The 10,219-nt window shown below is 73.2% G+C and carries 6 protein-coding genes and 1 pseudogene; 4 read left to right on the plus strand and 3 right to left on the minus strand.

What is annotated here, in order from left to right; translation table 11 throughout:
- From ACFWN1_RS28560 to ACFWN1_RS28575, 4 genes and pseudogenes are all read left to right on the plus strand, one after another.
- Positions 1–472 (plus strand): annotated as a pseudogene (locus tag ACFWN1_RS28560) (sugar phosphotransferase); the annotation flags it as partial.
- On the plus strand, positions 469–2,232 hold the full coding sequence (locus ACFWN1_RS28565; protein WP_384368013.1) for a stealth family protein: 1,764 nt from the start codon (positions 469–471) through the stop codon (positions 2,230–2,232). The pseudogene ACFWN1_RS28560 and the gene ACFWN1_RS28565, both read left to right, overlap by 4 nt.
- The gene (locus ACFWN1_RS28570; RefSeq protein WP_384368016.1) at positions 2,229–4,322 is read left to right on the plus strand and encodes a glycosyltransferase family 4 protein; all 2,094 of its coding nucleotides are present in this window, start codon (positions 2,229–2,231) and stop codon (positions 4,320–4,322) included. Before ACFWN1_RS28565 ends, ACFWN1_RS28570 begins: the two co-directional genes overlap by 4 nt.
- Positions 4,323–4,403: 81 nt before the next feature.
- The gene (locus tag ACFWN1_RS28575) at positions 4,404–4,760 is read left to right on the plus strand and encodes a hypothetical protein (protein WP_384368019.1); all 357 of its coding nucleotides are present in this window, start codon (positions 4,404–4,406) and stop codon (positions 4,758–4,760) included.
- 409 nt (positions 4,761–5,169) lie between these two features.
- Here ACFWN1_RS28575 and ACFWN1_RS28580 read toward each other — a convergent pair whose 3' ends face one another.
- The 3 genes from ACFWN1_RS28580 to ACFWN1_RS28590 form a co-directional block, all read right to left on the minus strand.
- Positions 5,170–7,299 carry a 3-hydroxyacyl-CoA dehydrogenase NAD-binding domain-containing protein gene (locus ACFWN1_RS28580; RefSeq protein ID WP_384368022.1) on the minus strand — a complete coding sequence of 710 codons (2,130 nt, stop codon included), beginning with the start codon at positions 7,297–7,299 and terminating at the stop codon, positions 5,170–5,172.
- Positions 7,296–8,537, minus strand: a complete 1,242-nt coding sequence (locus ACFWN1_RS28585) for a thiolase family protein (protein WP_384368025.1) — start codon at positions 8,535–8,537, stop codon at positions 7,296–7,298. The genes ACFWN1_RS28580 and ACFWN1_RS28585 overlap by 4 nt, the downstream gene beginning before the upstream one ends.
- Positions 8,538–8,697: 160 nt before the next feature.
- On the minus strand, positions 8,698–9,984 hold the full coding sequence (locus ACFWN1_RS28590; protein ID WP_384368028.1) for an HRDC domain-containing protein: 1,287 nt from the start codon (positions 9,982–9,984) through the stop codon (positions 8,698–8,700).
- Positions 9,985–10,219: the final 235 nt, after the last annotated feature.

Below are 10,219 nucleotides of genomic sequence, written 5' to 3' on the forward strand. Positions count from 1 at the left end.
CCCCTGGGCTCGGGCCGCGTTCTCGGCGACCGGCCGGGCCGTCGCACACGGGTACGCGGGCGGTCCCCAGCCGCACCGCGTCGAGACCCTCTCCCGCCTCGCGGAGAAGGGCACCCTCCTTCCCGAGGCGCAGGACGGACAGCGGGCGGCCACCGTGCCCGGCACCCAGCCGCTGGACGGCGTCGCCCACCACTTCGGCCAGATCCACGCGCTCGCCGACCCCTCCGGCGAGGCGTCGGTCACGCTGCACGCGGCGCTGCCCGGTCTCCCGGTCCAGCTGCGGCGGCTGCTGGCCCGCCGGGACACCCAGCAGCTCCAGCTGACCGGGCTCGGCTCCGACGCGGCGCTGGCCGGCGGCGGCACCGAGGCCGTCGTCGGCTTCCTGCACCGCTACTTCCCCGTACCGAGCCCCTTCGAGCGCGGCCCCGGCATCGCCGTCGACTCCCCGCGGAAGGTGGTCCGTCAGCGGTGAGCACCGCCAACCCCGAGGCGTCGGCGCCGCTCCAGGCGTACCGCGCGGTCGTCCCCGCCCTGGTCAGGCGCCGGGTCGCGCACAGGGTCCCGACGGGCCTGCGCGCGGCACTGAAGCGGCTGCCGCACCGGCTGCACGCCCTCGGCTTCCTCACCCGGCGGGTCCGCGTCCTGCGCGCCCGGCGCCGCTGGCCCCGGCTCCGCACCTTCCAGCGGGGGCCCGGACTCGCGGCGGCGCCCGGCAACCGGATCGCCGTGGTGCGGGCCGCCGTGTCCCCGCTCGGCCTGCGCGAGGCCAACCTCGAACGCGTCGTGGGCGCCCTGGAACGGGCGGACATCGACCACTTCGTGATCCGTGGCACCAGCGACCTGCGTTCCTGCGTCGCCGTGTCCGCGGCCGACCGCGAACAGGTCGCCGGCCTCCTCGGCCGCTTCGGCACCGAGGGTCCCGTCTACGCGCGGGCGTACCGGGGCGAGTCCGCCGCCGGCCGGGCCGTGCTGTGCGGCTCGCGGCAGGCGGCGCGGCTGGCGCGGGGTGCGGACGTGCTGCGGGTCGGCGCCGTCTGGAGCCATCCCGGCGGGACCCTGGTGCTGGGCCTGGAGCACGGCTGCGACCTGGAGTTCTGGCAGCCCGGCGAGGACCGGCTCCTCGCCCCGCGCCCCAACCGGATCACCGGGGAGGTCGCCTTCGGCGAGCCCTTGATCACCCTGCCCGCCGGCAGGCTGACCAGCTTCGCCGCGCCGCCCACCCGCCCCACCCGGCCGGTGCGCACCCTGGCGGCCTGCGCCGAACGCCTGCCGGAGGACGTACGGTTCCCCATCGACGCCGTCTACACCTGGGTCGACGGCAGCGACCCCGCCTGGCAGCGCCGCCGCGCCGCCCACGGGGACGAGGGCTACCACGCCGAGTCCGCCAACGCCGCCCGGTACATCAGCCGGGACGAACTGCGCTACTCGCTGCGCGCGCTGGAGCAGAACGCGCCCTGGATCAGGCGCGTCCACCTGGTGACGGACCGGCAGCGCCCGGCGTGGCTCGACGAGGGCCACCCCCGGATCACCGTGGTCGACCACTCCGAGATCTTCGACGACCCGTCCGCGCTGCCCACCTTCAACTCGCACGCGATCGAGAGCCGGCTGCACCACATCAAGGGACTGTCCGAGCACTTCCTGTACTTCAACGACGACATGTTCCTCGGCCGTCCCGTCACCCCGCAGGACTTCTTCCTCTCCAACGGGATGAGCCGCATCTTCTTCTCCCCGTCCCAGCTCCCGCACGGGGCGAGCCCGGCCGGGGACCGCCCGGTCGACGCCGCCGGGAAGAACAACCGGCGGCTGCTGCGGGAACGGTTCGGCACCGCCATCGTGCACAAGCTGCGCCACGCCCCGTACGCCCTGCGCCGCAGCGTGCTCCAGGAGATCGAGCGGGAGTACGCGGCCGAGCACCGGCAGACCACGTACAGCCGGTTCCGGGGCGCGGCCGACCTGTCCATCCCGTCGTCGCTGTACCACTACCACGCGTACCTGACCGGGCGGGCCGTGCCCTCGCAGATCGCGTTCGCCTACCTCGACCTCGCGAGACCCGAGATCCAGCGCCGGCTGGGCATCCTGCTGGCCCGCCGCGACCGGCAGGCGTTCTGCGTCAACGACACCCTCTCCGACGGCCTCGACACCGACCGGCAGACGGTCATGCTCCGGGCGTTCCTGGACGCCTACCTCCCCGTCCCCAGTCCCTTCGAACGGAAGGAGGCCGAGGCCCGATGAGGATCTCCTTCCTGATCAACAACATCTACGGCATCGGCGGCACCAACCGCACCGTCATCAACCTCGCCGAGGCCCTCTCCGTCCAGCACGACGTGGAGATCGTCTCCGTCTTCCGGCGCACCACCGCCACCAAGTTCGGGATCTCGCCCCGCGTCACCGTGCGCGCCCTGGTCGACCTGCGCCCCGGCGGCCCCGACCGGGGCGCCCCCGGCAGCGACGAACCCAGCGAAGTGGTCCCGCGCCAGGAGGAGTTCCACGCCCAGTACAGCAAGTTCACCGACGCCCGCATCATCCGGGAACTGAGCCGGACCCCGGCGGACGTCGTGATCGGCACCCGGCCCAGCCTCAACCTGTTCGTCGCCGCCCACACCCGGGACGGCGCCCTGCGCATCGCCCAGGAGCACATGACGCACCTGGCCATCCCCCCGGCGGTCCGCGCCGAGATGACCCGGGTCTACCCGAGGCTGGACGCGATCACGACGGTCACCGACGCCGACGCCCGCTCCTTCCAGGAGCACACCCCGATCCCCGGCATCCCGGTGACCGGCGTCCCCAACAGCGTGCCCAGCCCGGCCGGCCGCCCCTCCGACTGCACCCGCAAGGTCGTCGTCAGCGCCGGCCGTATGCACCACGTCAAGCGGTACGACCTGCTCATCAGCGCCTTCGCCGCGCTCGCCGACGACTTCCCCGACTGGCAGCTGCGCATCTACGGCGACGGCGGCGAGGCCGGCAAGCTGCGCGCCCAGGTCACCGGACTCGGCCTCGACGGCCAGGTGCTGCTGATGGGCGGCTTCTCGCCCATCGAGTCCGAGTGGGCCAAGGGCTCGATCGCCGCCGTCACCTCCAGCGCCGAGTCCTTCGGCATGACCCTGGTGGAGGCGATGCGCTGCGGGCTCCCCGTGGTCTCCACCGACTGCCCCGTCGGACCGCGCGAGATCCTGAAGGACGGCGAGGACGGCTTCCTCGTGCCCAACGGCGAGGCCCAGGGCGTCACCGACGCGCTGCGCCGCCTCATGGCCGACCAGCGACTGCGCCGCACCATGGGCGCCAACGCGCTGCGCAACGCCGAGCGGTACGACCCCTCGGCCATCGCCGGCCGCTATGCGGCGATCTTCGAGGACGCCGCCCGGCGCCGCGCCGGCGCCGAGCGCGGTCACCGCCCGCCCGCTCCCCGCAAGGCACGCTCCGCACCGCTCACCGTGCCGCCCGCCACCCTCGGCGCCGCCACCGTCGACGTCACCGCCCCCGACGCCGGCTGGCTGCGCCTGAGCTGCGAGGCACCGGACGAGGGCCGCCGGCGCCACCAGTTCGTCCTGCGGCACAAGCCCTCCGACGACGACCGGCGCCCCGACCTGCTCCTGGAGACCACACGCACCACCCTCGACAACGGCGGCATCCGCTACACCGCCGTCGTCACCCCCGAGGCCATGGACCAGCTCGGCGACGGCCGCTGGCAGGTGACCATGCGGGCGCCCAGGGGACCGGTCGTCCGCATGAAGGCGGGCCTGCGCGACACCCGCGCCCTCATCGACGCCCGCTCCCGACTCCTGACCCGGCCGCCCGCGCGCCCCGTCATCTGGAACCTGCCCTACGCTCAGCCCGACGGACGGCTGATGCTGCGCACCGTCGTACGCGACCTGCACGCGGAGTGCACCCGGGTACGCGTCGGCGACGGACGCGTCACCGTGGAGGGTGTGCTGTGCGGCGACGGACGCCTGGAGCCGGGCGCCCGGTTCGTCGTCGGCCGGCGCGGCCGGCACGCGCAGAACGTCGCCGTGCCCGTCGAGGTGCGCGGCGCGCGCCGGTTCCGGGTGGACGTGCCGCTGCGCGCCGTGGTGGACCACCGGCTGGACCGCTGGGAGGACTGGGACTGGTGGCTCCAGCCCGACCCCGAGGAGCGGCGCAAGGTGCGTGTCTGCCGGCTGCTGGAGGACTTCCCCGACGTCAAGGCCGCCCTCTCCTACTCCTCCCTCCCCCTGGCCGGCGACGAGCCCTCCGACCTCGCCGTCATCCACCCGGCCCGGCCGGTCTGGGTACGCCCCTACTGCTCGGCCTCCGGAGCCATGGCGATGAACGTGGTGGACCGGTGAGTTCCCCCCACCGCCCCGCCCGCATGCCGCGCGACCGCCACCCTGGACACCACATGAGCCCGCAGCCCCGATCCGTACTCCATGTCGTGGCCCACCACGACGCCTGTACTTCATGAACCCCGGTCTCCTGCGCTCGCTGGAGACCGGGGACCGGGCGTCACCATCGGCACCTGGGACGCCCGGCGGGCCGGCGCGCTGCCGGACTTCGCCGGTCACAGCACCGCGCGGGGCTGCGGACTGCGCTCGGCGTACGCCCGGATGGTGACCGGGGTCCTGGACGGCCACGACCAGGTGTCCCTGTATGTCCTCCAGCTCCACCAGGGCGCGCCCACGGAGCAGGGCACCTCCACCCGCGTCGCCCACCCGTGGGACGGCCGGCTGCCCGCCCAGCCACCCTCCTGGTGCACGGGGGCACGGTCACCGAGCCGCAGCGGGTGACCCGTGAGCACGTGATCACCCCCCCAACCACCCTGCTCGACCGCCACCGGCCGACCACCGTGCGCACCCTGGACCCCGACCCGGAACACGACGCCGGCAAGACCGAGTTCGTCTGCTCCGACCACGGGGACCACACGATGACCGCCGAGTTCACACTTGTGGCCCTGGCGCGCTACCGGGAGGCCGGCCACTCCCCGGTCGTCGGGCACTACCGCGCCCACGCCAACCGGTTCCGGGGCGAGAACCTCGACTCGGCGGCGATCACGGAGAAGCCCGCCCACCTCGCCACCTGCGCGGACCTCGACGCGCCCGGCAACTGCGCCCAGGGCACGCGCCGCCTCCCTCCCGGGCACGGGAAGAGGGCCCCCGCGCACGCGCGCCGGGGCCCTCTTCTCCGTACCGCCCGGTGTTACGCGGGCACGCTCGCCACACCCTGCTCCAGGAACCGCTTGCCGTTCACCCGCTCGGAGACGCCCGCACGGTCCAGGTACGGCGTGATGCCGCCCAGGTGGAAGGGCCAGCCGGCGCCGGTGATCAGGCAGAGGTCGATGTCCTGGGCCTCGGCGACGACGCCCTCGTCCAGCATGAGGCCGATCTCCTGGGCCACCGCGTCCAGGACGCGGTCGCGGACCTGCTCCTCGGTCAGGACGGAGTCGCCCTGCTGGAGCAGCGCGGCGACCTCGGGGTCCAGCTCCGGCTTGCCGCTGTCGTAGACGTAGAAGCCGCGCTTGCCGGCCTCGACAACGCTCTTCAGGTTCGGGGACACCGTGAAGCGCTCGGGGAAGGCCCGGTTGAGGGTCTCCGAGACGTGCAGGCCGATGGCCGGGCCGACCAGCTCCAGCAGCACCAGCGGGGACATCGGCAGGCCGAGCGGCTCGACGGCCTTCTCGGCGACGGCGACCGGGGTGCCCTCGTCGATGACGTTCTGGATCTCGCCCATGAAGCGGGTCAGGATGCGGTTCACGACGAACGCCGGGGCGTCCTTCGTCAGCACCGCGGTCTTCTTCAGCTTCTTCGCCACGCCGAACGCCGTCGCCAGCGAGGCGTCGTCGGTCTGCTCGCCGCGCACGATCTCCAGCAGCGGCAGGATGGCGACGGGGTTGAAGAAGTGGAAGCCGACGACCCGCTCGGGGTGCTTCAGCTTCGACGCCATCTCCGACACCGACAGCGAGGAGGTGTTGGTGGCGAGGATCGCGTCAGCCGGGGCGACCGCCTCGACCTCCGCGAACACCTTCTGCTTGACGCCCAGCTCCTCGAACACGGCCTCGATGACGAAGTCGGCGTCCGCGAAGCCCTCGGCCTTGTCCAGGACACCGGTGACCAGCGCCTTGAGGCGGTTGGCCTTGTCCTGGTCGATCCGGCCCTTGCCGAGCAGCTTGTCGATCTCGGCGTGGACGTAGCCCACACCCTTGTCCACGCGCTCCTGGTCGATGTCGGTCAGCACGACCGGCACCTCCAGGCGGCGCAGGAAGAGCAGCGCGAGCTGGGAGGCCATCAGACCGGCGCCGACGACGCCGACCTTGGTGACCGGACGCGCCAGCGACTTGTCCGGGGCGCCCGCGGGACGCTTGCCGCGCTTCTGCACCAGGTTGAACGCGTAGATGCCGGAACGCAGTTCACCGCCCATGATCAGGCCGGCGAGGGCCTGGTCCTCGGCGTCGAAGCCCTTCTGAAGGTCGCCGTCCCTGGCGCCCTCGATGATCTCCAGCGCGCGGTAGGCGGCCGGGGCCGCGCCGTGCACCTTGGAGTCCGCGACGAAGCGGCCCCTGGCGACGGCCTGGTCCCATGCCTCGCCCCGGTCGATCGCCGGACGCTCGACCGTGATGTCGCCGTTGAGGACCTGGGCGGTCCACAGCAGCGACTGCTCCAGGAAGTCGGCACCCTCGAACAGCGCGTCGGCGATGCCGAGTTCGAAGACCTGCTTGCCCCCCAGCTGGCGGTTCTGGTTGAGGCTGTTCTCGATGATGACCTGGACGGCCTTCTCGGCGCCGATCAGGTTCGGCAGCAGCGCGCAGCCGCCCCAGCCGGGCACCAGGCCGAGGAAGACCTCGGGCAGCGAGAACGCGGGGATCGCCTTGGAGACGGTCCGGTAGGCGCAGTGCAGGCCGACCTCGACGCCGCCGCCCATCGCCGCGCCGTTGTAGTAGGCGAAGGTGGGGACGGCGAGGCCGGAGAGGCGCTTGAAGACCTCGTGGCCGCCCTTGCCGATGGCGAGCGCGTCCTCGTGCCGCTTCAGCAGCTCGACGCCCTTGAGGTCGGCGCCGACCGCGAAGATGAACGGCTTGCCGGTGATGCCGACGCCGACGACGCCGCCGGCCGCGGCCTCCTTCTCGACCTGGTCGATCGCGGCGTCCAGGTTCGCCAGCGAGGCCGGGCCGAAGGTGGTCGGCTTGGTGTGGTCGAAGCCGTTGTCCAGCGTGATCAGCGCGAACCTGCCCGCGTTGAAGGGCAGTTCGAAGTGCCGTACGTGGGCCTGGGTGACGACCTCGCCGGGGAACAGCTCGGCGGCACCCTTCAGCAGCTCGGTGGTGTCGCTCACTTGTCCCCCTCGAAGTTCGGGTTCTCCCAGATGACCGTCGCGCCCATGCCGAAGCCGACGCACATCGTCGTCAGGCCGTAGCGGACCTCGGGGTGCTCCTCGAACTGGCGGGCCAGCTGCGTCATCAGCCGGACGCCGGAGGAGGCCAGCGGGTGACCGAACGCGATGGCACCGCCGTACTGGTTGACGCGGGCGTCGTCGTCCGCGATGCCGTAGTGCTCCAGGAACGCGAGGACCTGGACGGCGAACGCCTCGTTGATCTCGAACAGGCCGATGTCGGAGATCGACAGGCCGGCCTGGGCGAGGGCCTTCTCGGTGGCCGGGATCGGGCCGTAGCCCATCACCTCGGGCTCCACCCCGGCGAAGGAGTAGGAGACCAGGCGCATCTTGACCGGCAGGCCGTTCTCACGGGCGAAGTCCTCGGACGCGATGATCGACGCGGTGGCACCGTCGTTCAGACCGGCCGCGTTGCCCGCGGTGACCCGGCCGTGCACGCGGAACGGCGTCTTGAGACCGCTCAGGTTCTCCAGCGTGGTGCCGGGGCGCATCGGCTCGTCGGCCGTGACCAGGCCCCAGCCCGTCTCACCGGCCGACCCCGCGGCGGAGCCGCTGTCGACTGCAGCGGTGCGGCGCACCGAGATCGGCACCAGATCCTGCTGGATCTTGCCGTCGGCGTACGCCTTGGCGGCCTTCTCCTGCGAGCGGACCGCGTACTCGTCGGCGCGCTGCTTGGTGATCGCGGGGTAGCGGTCGTGCAGGTTCTCGGCGGTCATGCCCATGAACAGCGCCGACTCGTCGACCAGCTTCTCGGAGACGAAGCGCGGGTTGGGGTCCACGCCCTCGCCCATCGGGTGGCGGCCCATGTGCTCGACACCGCCCGCGATGGCCACGTCGTACGCGCCGAAGGCGACCGAGCCGGAGACGGCGGTCACGGCGGTCAGCGCGCCGGCGCACATGCGGTCGATGGAGTAGCCGGGCACCGACTGCGGCAGGCCCGCGAGGATGCCGGCGGTGCGGCCGAGCGTCAGGCCCTGGTCGCCGATCTGGGTGGTCGCGGCGATGGCGACCTCGTCGATCTTCTTCGGGTCCAGACCGGGGTTGCGGCGCAGCAGCTCCCGGATCGCCTTCACGACGAGGTCGTCGGCCCGGGTCTCGTGATAGATGCCCTTCGGGCCCGCCTTGCCGAACGGGGTGCGGACGCCGTCGACGAAGACGACGTCCTTGACGGTACGAGGCACGATGGCTCTCCTCCAGGGTGCGGGACGCTGAGCGCTTGCTTAAGCTCATGCTACTTATGGGTAACGTAGCTGCACAGTCCCACCCCGGCGAGCGGTGAACGTCACACCGGGACCTGGCCGGCCGGACGGAACCCGGCGCGGTCCCGCCCCGCCCCGGGCGCTACTCCGGCGTGGCCGACAGCACCGCGACCAGCACCGGGGCCACCTGCTCCACCTGCCAGGCGCGCGCCCCGAGCCCGGTCAGCGCGGCGGCCACCGCCTGCTCGTCGGCGGGGGCCGGGGGCTCCCAGCAGATCCGGCGCACGGTGTCGGGGGAGATCAGGTTCTCCTGCGGCATCTCCAGCCGCTCGGCCAGCGCCGACACCCCGGCGCGGGCGGCCGACAGCCGGGCCGCGGCGGCCGGGTCCTTGTCGGACCAGGCGCGGGGCGGCGGCGGGCCGGTCAGCTGCTGGCCCTGCTGCGGCAGCGCCGACTCCGGGAGCGCCTTCGCCCGGTCCACGGCCGCCTGCCACTGCTCCAGCTGACGGCGGCCCGTGCGATGTCCGAAACCGTTCAGCGCGGCCAGCGCGTGCACATTGGCCGGCACCGCGAGCGCCGCCTCCACGATCGCCGCGTCCCCGAGCACCTTGCCCGGCGAGACGTCCCGGCGCTGCGCGATCCGGTCCCGCGCCTCCCACAGCTCCTTCACCACGGCCAGCTGCCGGCGCCTGCGCACCTTGTGCATCCCGGAGGTACGGCGCCAGGGGTCCTTGCGGGGCTCGGCGGGCGGCGCGGCCGCGATCGCGGCGAACTCCTCCAGCGCCCACTCCAGCTTGCCCTGCCGCTGAAGCTCCTTCTCCAGCGCGTCGCGCAGGTCGATCAGCAGCTCCACATCGAGCGCCGCGTACCGCAGCCACGGCTCGGGCAGCGGGCGGGTGGACCAGTCGACGGCGGAGTGGCCCTTCTCCAGTACGAAGCCGAGCACGTTCTCCACCATCGCGCCGAGTCCGACGCGGGGGAATCCGGCCAGCCGCCCGGCCAGCTCGGTGTCGAACAGGCTGGTCGGCACCATGCCTATCTCGCGCAGGCAGGGCAGATCCTGGGTGGCGGCGTGCAGCACCCACTCGGCCCCGGACAGCGCGTCGCCGAGGGCGGAGAGGTCGGGGCAGGCGACGGGGTCGATCAGGGCGGAGCCCGCGCCCTCGCGGCGCAGCTGCACCAGATAGGCCCGCTGGCCGTACCGGTAACCGGAAGCGCGTTCGGCGTCCACGGCGACCGGGCCGGTGCCCGCGGCGAACGCGGCCACGGCCTCGGCGAGCGCGGCGGCGTCCGCGATGACCGGCGGAATCCCCTCGCGGGGTTCGAGCAGGGGGGTCGGCGCCGCCGCCTCAACGGGTCCCGCGTCCGGGGGCGTGCCCCCGGTGATGCGCCGGGAACTGTCGCTTGCGGTCTCTTGGGCGTCCGTCACACGCCAAGGGTATCCGCATGCCCGCGGCCCTGGCCTGCACGTTCGACCGACATCCCCACTGACCGGCCAAAACGCGCCGCACGCGGGCGCATACCGCGCGGCGTACGGCGCACCGGCGCACGGCGCACGCGCCGGTGCCCGGCGGCGGGACCTTCCGCCGACGGGCCCCGGGGGGCGGGGGGGCGGGGGGGGGGGGGCGGAAAGGCCGGGAAATGTTAGCGGGGTGTGCCCAGTG

It is taken from the genome of Streptomyces sp. NPDC058459, from assembly GCF_042721685.1.
Classification (GTDB): Bacteria; Actinomycetota; Actinomycetes; order Streptomycetales; family Streptomycetaceae; genus Streptomyces.